Source organism: Streptomyces sp. NPDC002306 (assembly GCF_053593435.1).
Genome location: NZ_JBSFCK010000002.1, coordinates 636,263 through 654,518, shown reverse-complemented (window position 1 = coordinate 654,518; position 18,256 = coordinate 636,263). Strand labels below are relative to the sequence as shown.

24 protein-coding genes and 1 tRNA gene are annotated in these 18,256 nt (G+C 71.9%); 20 read left to right on the top strand and 5 right to left on the bottom strand.

What is annotated here, in order from left to right:
* Positions 1-22: 22 nt before the first annotated feature.
* From ACWCQK_RS07365 to ACWCQK_RS07345, 5 genes are all read left to right on the top strand, one after another.
* Positions 23-745, top strand: coding sequence for a siderophore-interacting protein (locus ACWCQK_RS07365; protein WP_451152834.1), 723 nt, complete (start codon positions 23-25; stop codon positions 743-745).
* Positions 746-769: 24 nt separating this feature from the next.
* The gene (locus ACWCQK_RS07360) at positions 770-1,360 is read left to right on the top strand and encodes an HhH-GPD-type base excision DNA repair protein (RefSeq protein ID WP_451152832.1); all 591 of its coding nucleotides are present in this window, start codon (positions 770-772) and stop codon (positions 1,358-1,360) included.
* Between the two features lie 61 nt (positions 1,361-1,421).
* Positions 1,422-2,105 (top strand): HdeD family acid-resistance protein, encoded by a 684-nt coding sequence (locus ACWCQK_RS07355; RefSeq protein ID WP_451152830.1) that lies wholly within the window; start codon positions 1,422-1,424, stop codon positions 2,103-2,105.
* A 77-nt stretch (positions 2,106-2,182) separates the two neighbouring features.
* Positions 2,183-2,521: a hypothetical protein gene (locus ACWCQK_RS07350; RefSeq protein WP_451152828.1), complete on the top strand. Its 339-nt coding sequence runs from the start codon at positions 2,183-2,185 to the stop codon at positions 2,519-2,521.
* A 59-nt stretch (positions 2,522-2,580) separates the two neighbouring features.
* A complete protein-coding gene (locus ACWCQK_RS07345) occupies positions 2,581-2,718 on the top strand; it encodes a hypothetical protein (RefSeq protein ID WP_451152826.1) in 138 nt (45 codons plus the stop codon).
* 159 nt (positions 2,719-2,877) lie between these two features.
* Here the strand turns inward: ACWCQK_RS07345 and ACWCQK_RS07340 are convergent, their stop codons facing one another.
* On the bottom strand, positions 2,878-4,461 hold the full coding sequence (locus ACWCQK_RS07340) for a helicase HerA-like domain-containing protein (protein WP_451152824.1): 1,584 nt from the start codon (positions 4,459-4,461) through the stop codon (positions 2,878-2,880).
* A 104-nt stretch (positions 4,462-4,565) separates the two neighbouring features.
* On the opposite strand from ACWCQK_RS07340, the gene ACWCQK_RS07335 reads away from it, so the two are divergent.
* Entirely contained in the window at positions 4,566-4,862 is a 297-nt protein-coding gene (locus ACWCQK_RS07335; RefSeq protein ID WP_004943146.1) for a type II toxin-antitoxin system VapB family antitoxin, read from the top strand.
* Between the two features lie 122 nt (positions 4,863-4,984).
* On the top strand, positions 4,985-5,602 hold the full coding sequence (locus tag ACWCQK_RS07330) for a LytR C-terminal domain-containing protein (protein WP_451152993.1): 618 nt from the start codon (positions 4,985-4,987) through the stop codon (positions 5,600-5,602).
* 326 nt (positions 5,603-5,928) lie between these two features.
* On the opposite strand, the gene upp is transcribed toward ACWCQK_RS07330, so the two are convergent.
* Positions 5,929-6,564 carry a uracil phosphoribosyltransferase gene (gene upp, locus ACWCQK_RS07325; RefSeq protein WP_451152822.1) on the bottom strand — a complete coding sequence of 212 codons (636 nt, stop codon included), beginning with the start codon at positions 6,562-6,564 and terminating at the stop codon, positions 5,929-5,931.
* 137 nt (positions 6,565-6,701) lie between these two features.
* On the opposite strand from upp, the gene ACWCQK_RS07320 reads away from it, so the two are divergent.
* The 10 genes from ACWCQK_RS07320 to ACWCQK_RS07275 all read left to right on the top strand — a co-directional run bounded on the left by ACWCQK_RS07320 (position 6,702) and on the right by ACWCQK_RS07275 (position 12,590).
* Positions 6,702-6,905, top strand: a complete 204-nt coding sequence (locus tag ACWCQK_RS07320) for a hypothetical protein (RefSeq protein ID WP_451152820.1) — start codon at positions 6,702-6,704, stop codon at positions 6,903-6,905.
* A 303-nt stretch (positions 6,906-7,208) separates the two neighbouring features.
* Entirely contained in the window at positions 7,209-7,757 is a 549-nt protein-coding gene (locus ACWCQK_RS07315) for a tRNA adenosine deaminase-associated protein (RefSeq protein ID WP_451152991.1), read from the top strand.
* A gap of 56 nt (positions 7,758-7,813) precedes the next feature.
* A complete protein-coding gene (gene tadA / locus ACWCQK_RS07310) occupies positions 7,814-8,245 on the top strand; it encodes a tRNA adenosine(34) deaminase TadA (protein WP_385775393.1) in 432 nt (143 codons plus the stop codon).
* 111 nt (positions 8,246-8,356) lie between these two features.
* A tRNA-Ser gene (locus tag ACWCQK_RS07305) sits at positions 8,357-8,441 on the top strand.
* A 234-nt stretch (positions 8,442-8,675) separates the two neighbouring features.
* Entirely contained in the window at positions 8,676-8,864 is a 189-nt protein-coding gene (locus tag ACWCQK_RS07300; RefSeq protein ID WP_451152818.1) for a hypothetical protein, read from the top strand.
* A 185-nt stretch (positions 8,865-9,049) separates the two neighbouring features.
* On the top strand, positions 9,050-9,229 hold the full coding sequence (locus tag ACWCQK_RS07295) for a hypothetical protein (protein WP_385775389.1): 180 nt from the start codon (positions 9,050-9,052) through the stop codon (positions 9,227-9,229).
* Positions 9,230-9,238: 9 nt separating this feature from the next.
* On the top strand, positions 9,239-9,532 hold the full coding sequence (locus ACWCQK_RS07290; protein WP_451152816.1) for a Dabb family protein: 294 nt from the start codon (positions 9,239-9,241) through the stop codon (positions 9,530-9,532).
* Positions 9,533-9,721: 189 nt separating this feature from the next.
* Complete coding sequence (locus ACWCQK_RS07285; protein ID WP_451152989.1) at positions 9,722-10,582, top strand: RNA polymerase sigma factor SigF; 861 nt, start codon at positions 9,722-9,724, stop codon at positions 10,580-10,582.
* 267 nt (positions 10,583-10,849) lie between these two features.
* Positions 10,850-11,752, top strand: a complete 903-nt coding sequence (locus ACWCQK_RS07280) for an RNA polymerase sigma factor SigF (protein WP_451152814.1) — start codon at positions 10,850-10,852, stop codon at positions 11,750-11,752.
* A gap of 55 nt (positions 11,753-11,807) precedes the next feature.
* Positions 11,808-12,590 carry a hypothetical protein gene (locus tag ACWCQK_RS07275; protein WP_451152812.1) on the top strand — a complete coding sequence of 261 codons (783 nt, stop codon included), beginning with the start codon at positions 11,808-11,810 and terminating at the stop codon, positions 12,588-12,590.
* A gap of 33 nt (positions 12,591-12,623) precedes the next feature.
* On the opposite strand, the gene ACWCQK_RS07270 is transcribed toward ACWCQK_RS07275, so the two are convergent.
* Complete coding sequence (locus ACWCQK_RS07270; protein ID WP_451152810.1) at positions 12,624-12,827, bottom strand: hypothetical protein; 204 nt, start codon at positions 12,825-12,827, stop codon at positions 12,624-12,626.
* A 205-nt stretch (positions 12,828-13,032) separates the two neighbouring features.
* Here ACWCQK_RS07270 and ACWCQK_RS07265 point away from each other — a divergent pair, with 205 nt between their 5' ends.
* The 3 genes from ACWCQK_RS07265 (at position 13,033) to ACWCQK_RS07255 (ending at position 17,001) form a co-directional block, all read left to right on the top strand.
* Positions 13,033-13,524 carry a MarR family winged helix-turn-helix transcriptional regulator gene (locus ACWCQK_RS07265; RefSeq protein ID WP_451152808.1) on the top strand — a complete coding sequence of 164 codons (492 nt, stop codon included), beginning with the start codon at positions 13,033-13,035 and terminating at the stop codon, positions 13,522-13,524.
* A gap of 13 nt (positions 13,525-13,537) precedes the next feature.
* Positions 13,538-16,072 carry an MFS transporter gene (locus ACWCQK_RS07260; protein ID WP_451152806.1) on the top strand — a complete coding sequence of 845 codons (2,535 nt, stop codon included), beginning with the start codon at positions 13,538-13,540 and terminating at the stop codon, positions 16,070-16,072.
* Positions 16,073-16,179: 107 nt separating this feature from the next.
* Positions 16,180-17,001, top strand: coding sequence for a YceI family protein (locus tag ACWCQK_RS07255; RefSeq protein ID WP_451152804.1), 822 nt, complete (start codon positions 16,180-16,182; stop codon positions 16,999-17,001).
* A gap of 54 nt (positions 17,002-17,055) precedes the next feature.
* Here the strand turns inward: ACWCQK_RS07255 and ACWCQK_RS07250 are convergent, their stop codons facing one another.
* Complete coding sequence (locus ACWCQK_RS07250; protein ID WP_451152802.1) at positions 17,056-17,451, bottom strand: hypothetical protein; 396 nt, start codon at positions 17,449-17,451, stop codon at positions 17,056-17,058.
* Between the two features lie 44 nt (positions 17,452-17,495).
* Positions 17,496-18,197: a GAF and ANTAR domain-containing protein gene (locus ACWCQK_RS07245; RefSeq protein ID WP_451152800.1), complete on the bottom strand. Its 702-nt coding sequence runs from the start codon at positions 18,195-18,197 to the stop codon at positions 17,496-17,498.
* Positions 18,198-18,256: the final 59 nt, after the last annotated feature.

The following is an 18,256-nucleotide window of genomic DNA, read 5'->3' as shown; positions in this document are numbered from 1 at the left end:
ACGCGAGACGTGAGGGAGTGCCATGGGGCAGGGGCGGGGTTGGGAAGGCGCGGTCCTGAGGCTGATGCGCGCCAAGGACTTCACCTTCACGGTGACGGACGCCGAGGACGTCACCCCGGACTTCCGGCGGCTGCGCCTGACCGACGGCGGACTGCTCGCGGCGACCGGCGTGCACGCGACGATGTGGGTGCGGCTGTGGTTCGACAACGCGGGCAAGCCGCACCAGCGGGCCTACACCCTGGTCGACCCGGATCCGGCGGCCGGCACCTTCGGTCTGGAGTTCGCGCTGCACGAGGGGCACGCCAGCGACTGGGCCCGGGCCGCGAAGCCCGGGGACACCGTGGAGGCGACCGTCCAGGGCACCGGCTTCGAGCCGCCCGAGCCCGCCCCCTCGCACCTCGTGGCGATCGGCGACCCGGCCTCGCTGCCCGCGATCAACTCCCTGCTCGACGCGGTCGGTACGGCCCCGGCGACCATCTTCTTCGAGGGCGCCGCCGACGGCCTTCCGCTGCGCGCCGACCCGGCCCGCCACGAGGTGCGCCAGGTGGACCGGCCGGACTCCGGCGGCCGGCTCGTGGAACGGGTGAAGGCGGACCTGCCCGCGCTGCTCGCGGCCACCCCGGACCCGTACGTGTGGATCGCCTGCGACACGGTGACGACCCGGACGCTGTCGTCGTACGTACGCAAGGAGCTCGGCGTTCCCAAGCATCGGATGCACGCGCTCGGGTACTGGCGCGCGTCCTGACCCCGTCCGCGCGATCATCGACCCATGGACGTCACCCTGCACCTCGCCCAGGACCCCGAGGCCGACGCGCTCCTCGGCCGCTCCCCGCTCGCCGCGCTGGTCGGCATGCTGCTGGACCAGCAGGTCCCGATGGAGTGGGCGTTCAAGGGGCCGGCGACGATCGCGCGGCGGATGGGCGCCGACGACCTGGACGCGCACGAGATCGCGGCCGTGGACCCGGAGGCGTTCACCGCGCTGCTGTCCGAGAAGCCGGCCGTCCACCGCTACCCGGGGTCCATGGCCAAACGGATCCAGCAGCTGTGCCAGTACCTCGTGGAGCACTACGACGGTGACGCCGAGGCCCTCTGGCAGGGTGTCGGCAGCGGGCCGGAACTGCTCGGGCGCCTCGAGGAACTGCCCGGGTTCGGCAAGCAGAAGGCGCAGATCTTCCTCGCCCTGCTCGGCAAGCAGCTCGGGGCGCGGCCCAAAGGGTGGCGCGAGGCCGCCGGGGCCTACGGCGAGGCGAAGTCCTTCCGCTCCGTCGCCGACATCACCGGGCCGGAGTCGCTCGCCAAGGTGCGGGCGCACAAACAGGAGATGAAGGCGGCGGCGAAGGCGGCGAAGGCCCAGCCCTGACCGTCAGCCACCTGGCCCAGTCCGGGTGGCGGAAGGCCGCGAAGCGGTCCAAGCATGGACCATGACCGAGCCATCGACCGGTGCCGCCTGGGGCCCGGAATACGACGACCGCAAGGTCCACGCCGAACGCGCGTCCGGCCCGGCCGGCGGCCGGACCGCGGCCCACGAGCTCGAACCGCCGCTCGAAGGACCGCTGCACGCCCTGTCCCAGGCCGCCTGGCAGGTCGTGCTGCTCACCGGCGTCGCCTCGCTCGTCCTGGGCGTCCTGGTGCTGATCTGGCCGGGCGCCTCGCTGCTCGCCGCCGGCGTCCTCTTCGGCATCTACCTGCTGGTCAGCGGAGTGCTCCAGCTGGTCTCCGCGTTCGGCACCCACAAGACGACCTCGCTGCGCGTGCTGGCCTTCATCAGCGGCGCCCTGTCGATCGTGCTGGGCCTGTTCTGCTTCCGCGGCCCGATGCAGTCGATCCTGCTGCTCGGCCTGTGGATCGGCATCGGCTGGGTGATCCGCGGGATCACCCAGACCCTGGCCGCCGTCCACGACCGCGGGATGCCCGCGCGCGGCTGGCAGATCTTCCTCGGGATCGTCACCTTCATCGCCGGGATCGTCCTGATCGACTCGCCGTTCGAGTCGGTCGCCGTCCTCACCCTGGTCGGCGGCATCTGGCTGGTCGTGGTCGGCATCGTGGAGATGGTCACCTCGTTCCGGATCCGGGGACTGGCCCGGCAGGTCCCGCGCACCGCATGAACCCCGCCTACGCCGAGCGGGCGGATCTGCCGCCCGGCGCGATGAACGTCGTACTCCGCCCGGGGAGATGACATCCCGTGAGCAGCAGCACCGCCCCCCGCCGCCTTCCGTACGGCCGCGCCTGCCTGCGGGCGCTCGTCCTGCTGCTCGCCCTGCTGGTGCCGGGCACCCACGCCGAGATCCACGCGGCCCCGGCCGCCTTCGCCGCCGCCGGTGAGACGGCCGCCGAGTACGACGTCCTAGACGGCGCCCTGCGGCCGCCGGCCCGCACCGCTCACCGGCCCGTCGCGCCGCTGCGGCCCGCGCCCCTGCCGGATCCGGCGCCCGGTGCGGCCCGGGGCCCGGCCGGCACCGCCCCGCTCGGCTCCTCGTACCCCCCGCACCCCGCCCTGAGCACGGTGGTCCTGCGCTGCTGACGAGAACCGGTCCCCTCCGGTCCCCCTCGGTTCAGTACGACGCAAGGAACAGAACAGCCATGCTCAAAGACCCGTACGCCGTCCTGCGCGCCCTGCTGCGCGCCGAAGCCGCACGCAACGCGCCGAAGCCGGAGACGAAGGAAGCGAGGCAGGCGAAGCCGCAGCCGTCGCCCGTGAGCGAGCGACAACACCGCTGACCCGGAGCCGGGCCGGACGCGCGTGCGCGTCCGGCCCGCAGACACGGGGGCTCCTCGCACCCGAGCCGTTCCCGGCACCTGGCTCCCGTTCCCGGCATCCGGGTCCCGGCGCCCGGTCCCGAAGGTGGAACCGGAGCCGGAGCGTCCTCGCGGCCGGCGTCAGCGGCGTCGGCGGGCCGTCCCGAAGAGGGAGCGGGTGATCTCGCGGCCGAGCTGGGTGCCCAGGGAGCGGGCGAGGGACTTGAACACGCCGCTGCCGACGACCTGTTCGACGACGGACGGCTGCTCCTTGGGCGCCGCCTCCCGACGGCCCGCCGGAGCCGGCTGCTCGGTGGCCCTCGACTGCGCCGCCGTGAGCCTCTCGTACGCCGACTCCCGGTCCACAGCCTGTGCATAACGGCCGTACAGCGCCGAGGAACGGACCGCCTCGTCCAGGGCCGTCGCGTCCGCCGGGCCCATCAGGGACTCCGGGGCGCGCAGCCGGGTCGCGGCGACCGGTGTCGGGGCGCCCTTCTCGCTCAGCACGGTGACGACGGCCTCGCCGGTGCCGAGGCCGGTGAGGAGCTCCTCCAGGTCGTAGCGGGAGTCCGGGAAGGTCTTCACCGTGGCCCTCAGGGCCTTCTGGTCGTCGGGGGTGAAGGCGCGCAGGGCGTGCTGGACACGGTTGCCGAGCTGGGCGAGGACATCGCCGGGCACGTCCTTGGGGGTCTGCGTGACGAAGAAGACGCCGACCCCTTTCGAGCGAATGAGGCGGACGGTCTGCGTGATCGACTCCAGGAACGCCTTGGACGCGTCGGCGAAGAGCAGATGCGCCTCGTCGAGGAAGAAGACCAGCTTCGGCCGGTCCACGTCGCCCACCTCGGGCAGGTCGTGGAAGAGATCGGCCAGCAGCCACATCAGGAAGGTGGAGAACAGCTGCGGCTTGTCCTGGACGGCGGGGAGTTCCAGGACGGAGACGATGCCCCGGCCGCCCTCGGCCGTGCGCAGCAGCTCGCTCGTGTCGAACTCCGGTTCGCCGAAGAAGTCCGCCATGCCCTGCGCCTCGAACGCGGTGAGCGAACGCAGGATGACCCCGGCCGTGGCCGTGGACAGGCCGCCGATGTTCTTCAGCTCGCCGCGGCCCTCGTCGGAGGTGAGGAAGGCGACGACGGCCCTGAGGTCCTTGAGGTCGACGAGTTCCAGGCCCTTGGTGTCGGCGTAGTGGAAGATCAGGCCGAGGGACTGCTCCTGGGTCTGGTTGAGCCGGAGCACCTTCGACAGCAGCACCGGGCCGAAACTGGTGACCGTGGCCCGCACCGGGATGCCGTGGCCCAGTCCGCCCAGGGCGAGGAACTCCGCCGGGAACCCGTTCGGCGTCCACCGCTGGTGCACCTCGGCGGCCCGCGAGCGGACCCGGTCGTCTAGCTTGCCCGGCCGCGAGATCCCGGACAGGTCGCCCTTGACGTCGGCGAGGAAGACGGGCACCCCCTGCGCCGAGAGCTGCTCGGCGATCAGCTGGAGCGTCTTGGTCTTCCCGGTGCCGGTGGCGCCCGCGACCAGTCCGTGCCGGGTGAGCATGGGCAGCGGGATGCGGATCTGGGCGTCGGGCAGACAGTTCCCGTCCCAGACGAGAGCGCCCAGATCGAGCGCCGGTCCGGCGAAGGCGTAGCCGGCGGCGATCTCCAGGGCCTCCTGCGGGAGGGCGGGAGCGCTTCCGGCCGCCTCGGGAACGGCGGCCTGCGGCACGGTCTCGCTGTCACTCATCTCTGACCCCTGTTCCCGTACGCCCCGCTTTACACCGACTTTTCCAGCGTCGCACTCCGTCGCCATGGCTGCGCCCGGAACGTCTGGGCCGGTAGGCTTTCCGTGTGATCTTCAAGCGCATCGGAAACGGCCGGCCATACCCCGACCACGGCCGGGAAAGCACCCGGCAGTGGGCGGACGTCGCACCGCGCCCGGTCCGCCTCGATCAGCTGGTGACCACCAAGCAGCAGCTCGACCTCGAGACCCTCCTCGCCGAGGACTCCACCTTCTACGGCGACCTCTTCGCGCACGTCGTGAAGTGGCAGGGCGACCTGTACCTGGAGGACGGACTGCACCGCGCGGTGCGCGCCGCGCTCCAGCAGCGACAGGTGCTGCACGCCCGCGTACTCGAGCTGGACTGAGCCCCGCACAGGTCACGGTTGACCCTTTCGGGTACTCCTCACCCCAGTCGGATGATCATCTATTAGTCAGGGCCGCTCCGGCACACTACGCTGCGCTCATGAGCATGCTGACTCCTCCCGGCATGGGCGGCCAGTACCGCATCACGGGCGACAAATACCCGCGTATGCGCCCACCCCGGCGGCGCGGCAGGCTTGTCGTCGTGGGCATCGCCTCCGTCGTCGTGCTGGGCGTGGTCGGCTGGGGCACGCTGCAGCTCATCGACGTCTTCACCGGCGGGGGCAAGGAAGCGGCGGCCGGCACCAAAGCGGGCTGCGCGACCAAGGCGAGCCCCTCCGCGGCCGCGAGCCCGCGGCTGGTGCTCAAGCCCGCCCAGATCACCGTCAACGTCTTCAACGCCACGCCCCGCGCCGGGCTCGCCAAGCAGACGGCGGACGAGCTCAAGAAGCGCGGCTTCCGCATCGGCGAAGTGGGCAACGCGTCGAAGGAGTTCGACAAGAAGGTCGCGGGCGCGGGTGTGCTGCTCGGCCCCGCCTCCTCGCTGAACACCTCGCTGCCCGTGCTCGCCACCCAGCTCGGCACCGCCGAACGCCGCACCGACGCCGCACGCAAGGGCGACGCCGTCGACCTCGTCATCGGCACCGGCTTCAAGCAGCTGACGGCGAAGGCGGAGGCCGACAAGGCCCTGGCCGGGCTGAGCACGCCGGACCCGGCGACCACCAAGACGAAGAACGGCTGCTGACGACCCGAAGGGTCTCCGTCGAGCAGCCGCGGTCGGCCGTACCCGGCCTGCCGCCCGTTCCGGCCCCGTAGGCCGTCCCCCGGGCTTGTTCGCCGTGCAGGTTCTCTCAAGGGGTTTCTCTGGCGCCTTGAGGCTTCTCTGGCCTCAAGGCGGCCTCAACGGGCCTCGTCGGGCTCTCGGACCCTTGGGTCCTTCTAGTCCCGGACCCGTCGGCCGGCTGCGAGCCGACGCCCCGTCAGCCGACCGCGAGCCTCCGGGCTCCGGGGGCTCGCGGGTCCCCGCCCGCCCGTGGGCGGCGGCGACTCCAGGCGGACCGTTTCGGGGACCTATTCGGCGGCGCCGTAGAGGCGGTCTCCCGCGTCGCCCAGGCCCGGGACGATGTAGCCCTGCTCGTTGAGGTGGTCGTCGACGGCCGCCGTGACGACCGTGACCGGGGTGCCCGCGAGCTCGCGCTCCATGACCTCGACGCCCTCGGGGGCGGCCAGCAGCACCACGGCGGTGACGTCGTCGGCGCCGCGCTTGATCAGCTCCTGGATCGCCGCGACCAGCGTGCCGCCGGTGGCGAGCATCGGGTCGAGGACGTAGACCTGACGGCCGGAGAGGTCCTCCGGCATCCGCGAGGCGTACGTGGAGGCCTGCAACGTCTCCTCGTCGCGCACCATGCCCAGGAAGCCCACCTCCGCGGTCGGCAGCAGCCGGACCATGCCGTCCAGCATGCCGAGGCCGGCCCGCAGGATCGGCACGACCAGCGGGCGCGGGTAGGACAGCTTCACCCCGGTGGTGCCGGCGACCGGCGTGACGATGTCGACCTGTTCGGTGCGCACGTCACGCGTGGCCTCGTAGGCGAGCAGGGTGACCAGCTCGTCGGCGAGGCGGCGGAAGGTCGCGGAGTCGGTGCGGCGGTCGCGCAGCGTGGTGAGCTTGTGGGCGACCAAGGGGTGGTCGACGACGTGGAGACGCATGTCCACAACAGTAACCGGGCCGAACGGGCCCGGCGCCCCCACACAGGGTGAGCCTCTGCCCCCGGCCCGGGAAGATCCCTGGCGTCAAACCGCCCATCGGAGGGAAGGTGGAGAGGACGGACCGGGGTGGTGTGTCTATGCCTGAGCTGCCTGACCTGCCTGATCGCGACTCGCCGGACGCGGGCGAGCCACCGGAGACGGCTGCCGAACGCCGTCGGCGACGCGCCCAGTTCCTGCACGACCTGGCCGAGGCGCGGGAACTGCGCGACCGCATCCAGCCGCGCCGCGCCAGGACGGCCCGGTTGCGGCACGCGATGCGTATGCGGACCTTCCGCTGGTAGGACTCGCCCGGACCGCGGACCCGGTCCGACGGGGGGCGATCAAGGGGGTGGCCGTGCGCGGACGTTGGGAAAAGCCGCGTACGATCCGCAGGTGGCGGCAACGAGTGTGCTGGTGAGTCCCGTTCGGACGCGCTTGCCCCCGTGCGATCAAAACTGCCAGACACAGGGAGCCGAAGACGTCCCCTGAACGCCTTGTTTCTGCCACGATTCCGAGTGGGTGGGCTCGGAGCACAGCTCCCCCGCCCGCAACCTCCGCCGGGGGGACCCCCAACCGGCACGCCTATGACCAGTGGGAGAGTCACGGTGTACTTCGCCGCACTGCTCGCGCGCACCGAAGACGGGTGGGAAGCGAGCGACACGGAGCTCGACGATGTGGAGACCCTGTCGGATCTCGCGGACCTGGCCCGGGAGGCCTCGCCCGACGACGACACGGTCCTCGTGCTCATCGAGCAGGAGGACGGGTGGTTCGGAGTCGTCCGGGTGGACGGCGAGGACGACCCGCGCATCTACGTCTCCGACGCCGCCGCCGCCGCCCGCAGCAGCTACGGCGAGATCCTGCTCACCGACGAACTGCTCGGCCGCGACCCGGGCGAGCACGACGACGAGCTGGACTCGCTCGACCTCGACGGCACCGAGGACGGTGACGACCAGGACGAGGACGAGGACGACGAGGGCACGGCCGGGGACGGCGGCGGCGCCGACGAGGCCGTACCGCACGGCCCGGTCGGTGACCCCGGGATCCTCGACGACCTCGGCATCAGCGAGAAGGAGCTGAAGTCGCTGTCGGACGACGCGCTCACCGAGATCGCCGAGGCGCTGGGCGCCGCCGACGTCCTGGAGACCGTCCGCTGACCGCCGCGGACGCATCGCGGCCCCCCGACCCGGTACGCGACCGCTGGCGGGCCGCGATGCGTCTCGCCCTGGACGAGGCCGCGCAGGCCGTCCGGGGCGGGGACGTCCCCGTCGGCGCGGTCGTGCTGGCTCCGGACGGCACCACCGTGCTCGCGGCCGGGCACAACGAACGTGAGGCCGGCGGGGACCCGACCGCGCACGCGGAGGTCCTCGCCGTCCGGCGGGCGGCCGCCGCGCTCGGCGAGTGGCGCCTCACCGGCTGCACGCTCGTCGTCACCCTGGAGCCCTGCACGATGTGCGCGGGCGCCCTCGTGCAGTCCCGGGTGGACCGGGTCGTCTACGGCGCCCGCGACGAGAAGGCGGGCGCGGCCGGGTCCCTCTGGGACGTCGTACGCGACCGGCGGCTCAACCACCGGCCCGAGGTGATCGAGGGCGTCCTGGCCGAGGACTGCGCGCGCCTGCTCACGGAGTTCTTCCGGGACCGCTGAGCCCCGCGCCGCGAGCCCCGGGCCACCCACCCGGGGCCGCCGGACCCCGGGCCGAGGGCCCCCGGTAAACGGATTTCAGAGCACGGCCCACCTTGGGGTAGGGTCTCCCTCGGTAGCGTGTCCGAGCGGCCGAAGGAGCTCGCCTCGAAAGCGAGTGTGGCGCAAGTCACCGAGGGTTCAAATCCCTCCGCTACCGCAGATAGGAGAGGCGCCCGGTTCATCGAACCGGGCGCCTCTTCTGCTTCCGTCTCCATTCCCGTCTCAGTTCCCGTCTCGGTCTCACGTCCTGAAGCGCAGGTGTCGGGTCGTGGGCACCGCGTTGTCGCGGGATCCGCTTCATCGGCGGGAGCGGGGGCCTCCCTTGGCTGTGGAATGCTGGCTTTCGTGGCCGGAGGAGGCTGCGGGCGCCGGGGAATTCGGGGGTGGCGGCATGGGCCGAATGGTGCTGGGAAACGCGGCGGTCGCCCTGTTCACGGCCGTGGCGGGCACGCTGATGGTGATGCTGCTCGGCGGCTGGACGTTGCGGTCGGCGGCGCCGACCGCCGTGGGCATGTTCGTCGGTATCACCGTGTTCGGGACGGTCCGGGAGTGGCAGCGTTCTCGCAGGCTCCGTCGATAGGGCTCCACAGCCGCCGCATGGCGCTGCCGTGTGCGTCGAGGGAGCGGATCGACTGAAGCACGCGGCCGGGGCGCACAGTCGTAAGATCGTTGGCCCTCGATTCGACGTGTAGTTACACTCGCGCCCGGTAGCAGGGCGCCCGCACCAGGGGCCTCAGGGGCACGGCAGTCACAGGGGAGGCCGCGGTGGCGGTGAATGCGAAGAAGATCGCCGTGTATGTGCTCGTGGTCTTCGCACTGTATGTGATCATCACAGACCCGGCCAAAGCCGCGGACTACGTCCAGATCGCCTTCGAGGGCATATCGGATGCCGCCCAGGCCATCGGCGACTTCATGACGTGGGTCGCCAACGGAGCCAAGAACTAGGGAGTCCCCGTGATCCGCCACCTGGTCCTCTTCAAGCTCAACGAAGGTGTGGACCGCGACGACCCACGGGTCGTGGAGGGCGCCGCCGCCTTCCGGGCGCTCGGGGGCCGGATCGACGAACTGCGCTTCTGGGAGTTCGGCTCGAACATCACCGACCGGCCCATCGCCCACGACTTCGCGATCAACTCGGCGGTCGACGACGTGGACGCCCTCCAGCGCTACCTGGAACACCCCGCGCACCAGGCGGGCGTCGCCCTGTGGCGGGAGTTCGCCACCTGGGTCGTCGCGGACTACGAGTTCTGATCCACCGGCCGCCCACCGGCACGAACATCTCTGCGAAGCCCTGCGCCGGCCCGAACAGTGCGGGGCTTTTTTGCGTCATACGCCCCAACTCGCCCTCAACACGGTGTTATGCGGTGCTTGCACACAGTGCACATGTCTTGTGATGCTATGACCGCTTTTGACGGATGATTGACGGATGAAGAGGTGGCGTTGACCGTGCCGGCCAGTACTGCGCCGCCCCAGGAGGAGGCCCCCGCCCAGGCGGAGGCTCCCGAGGCCCCTGTCCCGGCCCCGGCTCCGGAGAAGCGCCGCGGCGCCGACACCCGGGCCCTCACCCAGTTGCTCTTCTCCCAGCTCAAGGATCTCCAGCCGGGCACCCCGGAGCACAACCGGGTGCGCGGGGCGCTCATCGAGGCGAACCTCCCGCTCGTGCGCTACGCGGCCGCCCGCTTCCGCAGCCGCAACGAGCCGATGGAGGACGTCGTCCAGGTCGGCACCATCGGGCTCATCAACGCCATCGACCGCTTCGACCCGGAGCGCGGCGTGCAGTTCCCGACGTTCGCGATGCCGACGGTGGTCGGCGAGATCAAGCGGTACTTCCGCGACAACGTCCGCACGGTCCACGTCCCGCGCCGGCTGCACGAACTGTGGGTGCAGGTCAACAGCGCGACCGAGGACCTGACGACCGCCTTCGGGCGCACCCCGACCACCGCCGAGATCGCCCAGCGGCTGCGCATCGGCGAGGACGAGGTGCTGTCCTGCATCGAGGCCGGACGGTCCTACCACGCCACCTCGCTGGAGGCCGCCCAGGAGGGCGACGGGCTGCCCGGACTGCTCGACCGGCTCGGCTACGAGGACCCGGCGCTGGACGGCGTCGAACACCGCGACCTGGTCCGCCATCTCCTGGTCCAGCTGCCCGAACGCGAGCAGCGCATTCTTCTGCTGCGTTACTACAGCAATCTCACCCAGTCTCAGATCAGCGCGGAACTCGGCGTCTCCCAGATGCACGTCTCACGGCTACTCGCGCGTAGCTTCCAGCGGCTGCGCTCCGCGAACCGGATCGAGGCCTGACCGCACGCCGGATCGAAGCGTCACCGTAAAGAGGGAATCGCTCACCAGGACGGTTCCCGACAGTAATGCGGTGAAGACCTGTCAGACCCCTTCTCTCCAGGGCTGATTCGCTCCTCACATGTCGACATGTCACTACAGCGTGTTGCCGACATGTGACATTCTGCGGGAAGAGCGTTTGCCGCGGCTCCGGCTCCGGTATTCAGGTGAAGGCTGACGTTCCTTCCGGGAACATCCGCCGCGACCGTCCCGCGACCCAAAGGGGGTGGCATGTCCGCAGACCAGGGCAGCTCGAAGGTGCTCACGCTCATGAAGAGTGCTGAGGCGCCCGTCGAGCCCGTCGTGCCCGACGCGCTCGACGACGTTTCCGCCCCCGAGGCAGCGCCGGCCCCGGCTCTCCCCGCCTCGGGAGCCATCGACACCCGCACCCTCTCCCGCTCCCTGTTCCTGCGGCTCGCAGCCCTCGACGAGGAGAGCCCCGAACGCGCGTACGTCCGGGACACCCTGATCGAGCTCAACCTCCCGCTGGTGCGCTACGCGGCCGCCCGCTTCCGCTCGCGCAACGAGCCGATGGAGGACATCGTCCAGGTCGGCACGATCGGCCTGATCAAGGCGATCGACCGCTTCGACTGCGAGCGCGGGGTGGAGTTCCCGACCTTCGCGATGCCGACGGTCGTGGGCGAGATCAAGCGGTTCTTCCGCGACACCTCGTGGTCGGTGCGCGTGCCGCGCCGCCTCCAGGAGCTGCGCCTGGCGCTCACGAAGGCCAGCGACGAGCTCTCCCAGAAGCTGGACCGCTCCCCCACCGTGACCGAACTCGCCGCCGTCCTGGGCGTGTCGGAGGAGGACGTCGTCGACGGCCTCGCGGTCGGCAACGCGTACACGGCGTCCTCCCTGGACTCACCGGCCCCCGAGGACGACGGCGGCGAAGGCTCCCTGGCCGACCGCCTCGGCTACGAGGACAGCGCCCTGGAGGGCGTGGAGTACCGCGAGTCCCTCAAGCCGCTCCTGGCCAAGCTCCCGTCCCGTGAGCGGCGCATCATCATGCTGCGCTTCTTCGCCAACATGACCCAGTCGCAGATCGGCGAGGAGGTCGGCATCTCCCAGATGCACGTCTCCCGGCTGCTCACCCGGACGCTGGCACAGCTGCGCGAGGGCCTCATCTCGGACTGAGCCGGAGCCGGTCGCGAGGGTTCCTATGTGACGAGGCGTCAGCCATCATGGCGCGATGCTTCGAGCGACATGGGCGACATGGACACATGGCCGCCGGGGCGCCGTACTGGGCGCGTCGGCGGCCGTCGTCTGTCTGGGCGGGATGCTGGGCGCCTGCGGGGGCGGCGCGGACGACGGCGGCTATGTCGCGGTCGGCGCGGCCGGCGGGCCGTCCCCGGTCCCCGGCGCGGCGGCCGGACCCACGGGTGAGGTGACGCTGGTCCCGCTCGACACGGCCGGCGGCGGTTCGGACGCGGACACGGGCGCGAGCCGCCCACCGGGCCCGGGAAGCGGCTCGGGCAGCGGCCCGGGAAACAGCGCGGGGGCCGACGCCGAGGCCGGTACGGATCCCGCCCCCGGTGCCGCCCCCGGGACGCGCCCCGCGAACGCGGGAGCCACCCCGTCCCACGGCGGCACCCGGCCCACCCGCCCGGGCACGAGCGCGGGCCCGTCCTCGCCCGCCCCGGCCCCCTCCCGTACGACGCCCGGCACGCCCGCCGCCCTGAGCGTGGGCACACCGGTGCGGGAGGCGGCGGACGAGCGGTGGTGCGAGAGGGTGACCCTCGTTTTCCGCAACACCGGAGGGACCGCGGTGCGCTCGGGCACGGTGGCCTTCGGAACGCATGTCATCGGCGCGCTCGGCGTCGACTGGGCGACGGTCGGGTCGGCCGTGGAGCTTCCCGCGCCGATCGGAGCCGGCGCACGGGAAGTGAGGACCTGGACGGTGTGCGTCGACGCGTGGCGGGTGCCGCTGGGGATGCACGTGGAGACGCGGGACGTGTCCGTCCGGTGGACGTAGAAGGAGTCGGGCGGGTGGGGTGAGCGGTTCGCCCTACTTGAGCGCGAGCCAGGCCACCGCGGCGACGATCGCCACGGCGACGACGACGCCCACGATCAGGCCGATGCGGGGACCGCCGGTGGTGGCCGCCGGCTGCTGCTGCTGTCGGCCCTGGGGGGCCTCGTCGACGAACGCGCGGAACATCTGGGTGCTGCCGGCGGGGTCGTGGTTGCCCTGGGGGCCCTGGGTGTTAGCCATGGGCCAGGACACTAGCGAATACGGGGGGCCGGGCCCAAGTGGGGGCTTCGCTCCCGATACCCACCGGTACCACCCACAGCCACCTGCGGATTTACGTTCGCAATACTTGCCTTTGCCAAGTTTTTGTCACCCTCCCCGCCGTTTTATTTGCCTGTAGCAACCAACATCTCTATGGTTGCCCAAAGCAACGAATAGGGGAGGTGTGATGGCCGAGCAGGCGCAGTTCGAGGAGCTGGCACGTCAGCTCAGCGGTGTCGGGGCCGTGAAACGGGACCTCGGCCGGATCCTGCCGCACGACTGCCCGGCCGGTTCCGCGGCCGTTCTGACGCTGCTCGGCCGCCACGGGGACATGCGCATGAGCAAGCTCGCGGAGCTGCTGGCCGTGGACATGTCGGTCACCAGCCGCCATGTCGCACACGTCGCCGAACGGGGTTGGATCGAACGGTCCCCCGATCCGGCGGACAAGCGCTCGCGCATCGTGCACCTCACGGCCTCCGGCCAGGACCGGCTCGCCGAGCTGTCCCGGCGGACCACCGAACTGCTCGCCGACCGGCTGAGCGACTGGACCACCGACGAGGTCGAACAGCTCATCGGACTGATGACCCGGCTCAGAGCCAGCTTCGGCGACTGCCGTGCCGCGCCCCGGCGACCGCCTCCCGCACTCGAGACGACCACCCGTACACCCGCAAGCACGTAAGAGAAGGAAGCCCATGGCAACGACCACACCAGCCGGTGTGCGGGCAGCTCACGCCAAGCACGGGGGAGGCCCCGCCGCCCCCTCCGACGCACCGATGACGCACCGGCAGATCATGGAGGCGCTCTCCGGGCTCCTGCTCGGCATGTTCGTCGCGATCCTGTCGTCGACGATCGTCTCCAACGCCCTGCCGAAGATCATCGGCGATCTGGGCGGCGGCCAGTCCGCCTACACCTGGGTCGTCACCGCCGCGCTGCTCTCCATGACCGCGACCACGCCGCTGTGGGGCAAGCTCTCCGACCTGTACAGCAAGAAGGCGCTCGTACAGATAGCCCTGGTCATCTACGTCCTGGGATCCGCCGCCGCGGGTCTGTCGCAGAACGCCGGCACGCTGATCGCCTGCCGTGTGGTCCAGGGCGTCGGCGTCGGCGGTCTGTCCGCCCTCGCCCAGATCGTCATGGCCGCGATGATCTCGCCGCGCGAGCGCGGCCGCTACTCCGGCTACCTCGGCGCGACCTTCGCCGTCGCGACGGTCGGCGGTCCGCTGCTCGGTGGCGTCATCACCGACACCTCGTGGCTCGGCTGGCGCTGGTGCTTCTACGTCGGTGTGCCCTTCGCGGTCATCGCGCTGTTCGTGCTCCAGAAGACCCTGCACCTGCCCGTCGTGAAGCGGGACGTGAAGGTCGACTGGGGCGGCGCGTTCTTCATCTCGGCCGCGGTCTCGCTGCTGCTGGTCTGGGTCACCTTCGCCGGTGACAAGTACGAGTGGGCGTCGTGGCAGACCGCCGCGCTGGTCGGCGGCGCGATCGTCCTCGGCGCGCTGTTCGTGCTCGTCGAGTCCAAGGCGAGCGAGCCGATCATCCCGCTGCGGCTGTTCCGCAACCGCACCATCACCCTGTCCTCCATCGCCTCGCTCTTCGTGGGCGTCGCGATGTTCACCGGCACGGTCTTCTTCAGCCAGTACTTCCAGCTGGCCCGTGGCGAGTCCCCGACGATGTCGGGCGTCATGACCATCCCGATGATCGGCGGCCTGTTCGTGGCCTCCACGGTCTCCGGGCAGGTCATCACCAAGACCGGCCGCTGGAAGTACTGGCTGGTCAGCGGTGGCGCCCTGATCACCGCGGGCCTGGGCCTGCTGAGCACCATCCGCTACGACACGACCTACTGGCACGTCGCGGTCTTCATGGCGCTGCTCGGCCTCGGGCTCGGCATGACGATGCAGAACCTGGTGCTGTCGACGCAGAACCAGGTGGCACCGTCCGACCTCGGTTCGGCCAGCTCCACCGTGACGTTCTTCCGCTCCCTCGGCGGCGCGGTCGGCGTCTCCGCACTGGGCGCGATCATGTCGACCCGGATCACCCACTACGTCAAGGACGGCCTGAGCGCCCTCGACCCCAAGTACCAGGCCGCCGCGGCCGGCTCCGGCACCGGCACCATCCCGGACCTGGACGCGCTGCCCGCCCCGCTGCGCACCCTCCTGGAGAGCGCGTACGGCCACGGCATCGCGGACGTCTTCCTGATCGCCTCCGCGACCGCGCTGCTCGGCTTCGTCGTCATCCTGTTCATCAAGGAGGTCCCGCTGCGCACCTCGGGCGCGCCGGCCCAGGCGGCCCAGGTGAGCCCGGCCGACCAGGCCGAGGCGGGCGTTCCCGCCGTCGCCGCCGCGGAGCAGACTCCGGGCGGGGCCTTCGCCGAGCCGGTCAGCGGCACGGACCTCGCGTCCGGGCCGGAGGGCACCCAGCGTCTGGCCGCCGTCGCCACGATGGCGGCGCCCGCGGGGTCCGTCCCCGGCGGCATCCCGGTCCGCGGGCACGTCCGCGGCGCCGAGAGCGTCCCGGTGCCGCAGGCCGCGGTCACGCTGATCTCGCTGGCCGGACGCCAGCTGGGCCGGTCGGTCGCGCAGGCCGACGGCTCCTACGGGGTGGACGCGCCCGGCACCGGCACGTACGTGCTGATCGCCTCCGCCGACGGCCACCAGCCGCAGGCCTCCACGATCGTGGTGAACGAGGAGCCGCTGGCGTACGACATCCTGCTCAGCGGCACCAGCGGCCTGACCGGTGTGGTCCGCAGCGCCGAGACCGCGCTGCCGGTCACGGACGCGATGGTGATCGTCACCGATGTGCGCGGGGACCTGCTGGCCACCGCCGCCACCGGCGCGCAGGGCGAGTTCTCCTTCGCCGAGCTGGTGCCCGGCATGGTGACCCTCGCGGTGAACGCCGTCGGCCACCGGCCGCGCGCGCTGCCCGTCGAGGTGAGCGGAACCGGCGTCACCCGGATCGAGGTGGACCTCGACTCGGGCGCCCGGCTCCTGGGTGTCGTACGCGCCCCGCACGGTCCGCTGGCCGACGCCCGCGTGACGCTGGTGGACGCGGCAGGCAACGTGGTCGGCACGGCCACCACGGGGATGGACGGGGCGTACGCCTTCACCGACCTCGACGGCGGCGACTACACCGTCATCGCGACTGGCTACCCGCCGGTGGCCACCGCGCTGACGGTCGCCGGACCCGGCGTCGACGGTCACGACATCGCACTCGCCCACCCCGGCGAGTAGTCACCCCCCGGCCCGCGGCGGGCGGCGCGCTCCGAGCGGAGACGCGCCCCGCCGCGGGCCGGTCTCGTGACGACCAATTTCCGAGGCTTTGCAGGGAGAGAAACGGGATGGGACTGACCGCGAGGATCCGCACCAGGGACGGATGGGCCGTGTCGCACGCGGTCGTCACGGTGACCGACATGACGGGCACGCAGGTGCTGCGGGCCGAGGCGGACGCGGAGGGCGCGGTGCGGGACGCGAACGCGCTGGCACCGGGGGCGTACACGGTGATCGTCACGGCCGTCGGGTACGCGCCGGCCGCCTCCAGCGCGATCGTCACCGCGAGCGGCCGGGCCGAGGTCGGGACGGTGACGCTGGCCCGGCAAGGGGGCACGGAGCTGCCCCCGCCGGGCCCGTGGACCGTCGACCCGGCGCACTCGACGGTGGGCGCGGTCGCCCAGCACCTGGGCATCTCCAGCGTGCACGGCCGGTTCACGGAGTTCGCGGGCCTGGTGGAGATCGCCCCCGACGACATCACCAAGTCCCGCGTCCAGGCCGTCATCCGGGCCGCGTCCATCGACACCGGCAACGGCACGCGTGACACGCACCTGCGTTCCGCGGACTTCCTGGACGCCGGGACCCATCCCGAGATCACCTTCCGTTCCACCGGTCTGACGGCGGCGGGCTCCGACCGCTGGACCGTCCACGGGGAGCTGGGCATGCGCGGGGTGGTCCGGCCCGTCGACCTGGACCTCGCGTATCTCGGCACCGGATCCGACCCGTGGGGCGGCACCCGGGCCGCGTTCCGGGCGACCACGGAGCTGCACCGCGAGGACTTCGCCATGAACTACAACCAGATCGTGCAGGCGGGCATCGCGGCCATCGGTACGACCCTCAAGGTCGAGCTGGACATCCAGGCGGTGCAGGGCGAGTCGCTGCCGCAGGCGTAGCCGCGGCCGGTGACCGCCCCGGCGGCCGGCCGCCGGTCCCGCGCGGCGGGCGGCTCACATGAGGCCGACCGTGCGGGGCGGGACGAACAGGTGCCGGGCGCGGTGCTCCTCGGCCACCATCACGGTGCCGAGCCGGAACTCCGAGGACGCGTCCGTCTTCGCCAGCCGGTCCTGGTGGTCGGCGCAGGTGCGGCAGTCCGGGTCCCAGCCGGGCAGCCCCTCGGGGTGGGCGTCGGCCAGGTGGCGGCCGAGGGCGATCTGGCTCCCCACGATGTTGTCCATGAAGTCCCAGTCCACACCGGGGTCCTCGGCGGCCAGCCCCGCGATCTCGGCCTGGATGTACCTCATCGCCTCGTACTTGCGCACGCACTCCCGGCAGTCCCACATCCAGTCGGGCAGGAGCGGCCACTGCTCGTCGGGGCCGAGGTCGTCGGGGCTCTTGTTCGTCACCAGAAGCATCTTCCCCGGCCGGGGACGGGTCATGAGGGACGCGTTCACCCGGGTGGGCGCCGGCCCTCGGACGTCGTCCTGGTCACCAACTCGGCGCACAGGTCGCGCAGTTTGATGTTGCCGTTCTGGGAGACCCGGCGCAGGCGTTCCATGGCGGTGCCGGCGTCGACGCGCTCCTCGGCCATGAGGATGCCGATCGCCTGGTCGATGACGCTGCGGGAGAGCAGCGCGGTGCGGACGTCGGGGACGGACGTGCGCGCGTGTTCGACGTGCAGGGCCAGGTTGATCGTGTCGGCGGTCCGCTCGGCGAAGGCCCGGGCCGCCGCCCGGGACCCGCCCAGCGCGCCCGTTTCGAGGCCGTAGAGGTTGAGCGCGGCGTCCCGTTCGCCCTCGACGGCGAGCGGGAGGGCCAGGACGCAGTGGACGCCCGCCGTCAGCGCGTAGGCCGCGTACCGGGGCCAGGGGGTCTCGGCGGCCAGGTCGGGGGCGTACTGCTCGACGCCCGTGCGCGCGGCCTGCACACAGGGGCCGGAGCCGTTCTCGTACTGCCGTTGGTCCAGGCCGCTCGGCAGCCCGGGGCTGCCGGCCAGGGTCAGCAGCCGGTCGGCGCGGCGCACCGTGATGCTGCACGCGGCGGCACCGGGTACGGCCCGCACCGCGCGCTCCGTCAGGTCGCGCAGCAGCGTGTCGAGTCCGCCGCTGCGCACGATCGCCAGCTCCAGCGTGTCGGGCGTCCGAGGGCTCATGGGCGTACGGATATCCCGGCTCACGCCGTTCACGCCTGGCCGGGGCCCGTCCGCACGCC

Coding starts and splice junctions, on each gene's coding strand:
- ACWCQK_RS07270 (WP_451152810.1), bottom strand. CDS start 12,827: ATGGCTAACACCCAGGGCCCCCAGGGCAACCACGACCCCGCCGGCAGC.
- ACWCQK_RS07245 (WP_451152800.1), bottom strand. CDS start 18,197: ATGAGCCCTCGGACGCCCGACACGCTGGAGCTGGCGATCGTGCGCAGC.
- ACWCQK_RS07275 (WP_451152812.1), top strand. CDS start 11,808: ATGCTTCGAGCGACATGGGCGACATGGACACATGGCCGCCGGGGCGCC.
- ACWCQK_RS07345 (WP_451152826.1), top strand. CDS start 2,581: ATGCTCAAAGACCCGTACGCCGTCCTGCGCGCCCTGCTGCGCGCCGAA.
- ACWCQK_RS07365 (WP_451152834.1), top strand. CDS start 23: ATGGGGCAGGGGCGGGGTTGGGAAGGCGCGGTCCTGAGGCTGATGCGC.
- ACWCQK_RS07300 (WP_451152818.1), top strand. CDS start 8,676: ATGGGCCGAATGGTGCTGGGAAACGCGGCGGTCGCCCTGTTCACGGCC.
- upp (WP_451152822.1), bottom strand. CDS start 6,564: ATGCGTCTCCACGTCGTCGACCACCCCTTGGTCGCCCACAAGCTCACC.
- ACWCQK_RS07320 (WP_451152820.1), top strand. CDS start 6,702: ATGCCTGAGCTGCCTGACCTGCCTGATCGCGACTCGCCGGACGCGGGC.
- tadA (WP_385775393.1), top strand. CDS start 7,814: ATGCGTCTCGCCCTGGACGAGGCCGCGCAGGCCGTCCGGGGCGGGGAC.
- ACWCQK_RS07360 (WP_451152832.1), top strand. CDS start 770: ATGGACGTCACCCTGCACCTCGCCCAGGACCCCGAGGCCGACGCGCTC.
- ACWCQK_RS07255 (WP_451152804.1), top strand. CDS start 16,180: ATGGGACTGACCGCGAGGATCCGCACCAGGGACGGATGGGCCGTGTCG.
- ACWCQK_RS07265 (WP_451152808.1), top strand. CDS start 13,033: ATGGCCGAGCAGGCGCAGTTCGAGGAGCTGGCACGTCAGCTCAGCGGT.
- ACWCQK_RS07330 (WP_451152993.1), top strand. CDS start 4,985: ATGGGCGGCCAGTACCGCATCACGGGCGACAAATACCCGCGTATGCGC.
- ACWCQK_RS07280 (WP_451152814.1), top strand. CDS start 10,850: ATGTCCGCAGACCAGGGCAGCTCGAAGGTGCTCACGCTCATGAAGAGT.
- ACWCQK_RS07355 (WP_451152830.1), top strand. CDS start 1,422: ATGACCGAGCCATCGACCGGTGCCGCCTGGGGCCCGGAATACGACGAC.
- ACWCQK_RS07340 (WP_451152824.1), bottom strand. CDS start 4,461: ATGAGTGACAGCGAGACCGTGCCGCAGGCCGCCGTTCCCGAGGCGGCC.
- ACWCQK_RS07260 (WP_451152806.1), top strand. CDS start 13,538: ATGGCAACGACCACACCAGCCGGTGTGCGGGCAGCTCACGCCAAGCAC.